Source organism: Streptomyces chiangmaiensis, from assembly GCF_036281785.1.
GTDB lineage: Bacteria > Actinomycetota > Actinomycetes > Streptomycetales > Streptomycetaceae > Streptomyces > Streptomyces chiangmaiensis.
Map to the genome: position 1 here is coordinate 1 of NZ_JAYWVC010000674.1, position 765 is coordinate 765.

1 protein-coding gene is annotated in these 765 nt (G+C 67.7%); it reads left to right on the plus strand.

Annotation, left to right across the window (positions count from 1 at the left end):
* Positions 1-26 precede the first annotated feature (26 nt).
* Positions 27-765, plus strand: a 739-nt coding sequence (locus tag VXC91_RS46350) for an IS5 family transposase (RefSeq protein ID WP_329513328.1), incomplete at its 3' end; no start/stop codon positions are given.

The following is a 765-nucleotide window of genomic DNA, read 5'->3' on the forward strand; positions in this document are numbered from 1 at the left end:
TTGGCAGGTTCAAGACAAGGGAGCATGTGACGGCAACAGGCAATACGAAGCGCAAACCGTGGGAGGTCGAGGACGAGTTGTGGGAGCGGATCGAACCGCTCCTGCCGAAGGTCGAGCGCCGCTACCGATACCCCGGGCGCAAACGGCTGGACGACCGCAAGGTTCTGTGCGGGATCCTGTTCGTGCTGTACACCGGGATCCGGTGGGAGTTCCTGCCCCAAGAGCTGGGCTTCGGCTCGGGCAGCACCTGCTGGCGCCGACTACGCGAATGGAACGACGCAGGCGTGTGGCAGAAGCTGCACGAACTGCTCCTCGCCGAGTTACGCGCCGCTGACCAGCTCGATCTGTCCCGAACAGCGGTCGACGGCTCACACCTGCGGGCCATGAAAGGGGGAGCGGCCACCGGCCGCTCCCCGGTGGACCGGGGCAAGACCGGCAGCAAGCACCACATCATCGTCGACACCCACGGCATCCCCCTGGCCGCCACCCTCACCGGCGGCAACCGCAACGACGTCACCCAACTCCTGCCCTTGATCCACGCTGTCCCGCCGATCCGCGGAAAGCGCGGACGTCCGCGCCGACGCCCCGACGCTGTGTACGCCGATCGCGGCTATGACCACGACATCTACCGACGCCAGGTCCGTGACCTGGGCATCCGCCCCGTGATCGCCCGCCGCGGCACCGAGCACGGCAGCGGCCTGGGCAAGGACCGCTGGGTGGTCGAAGCAGCTTTCGCTCTCCTGCACTGGTTCCGGCGCCTGCGCA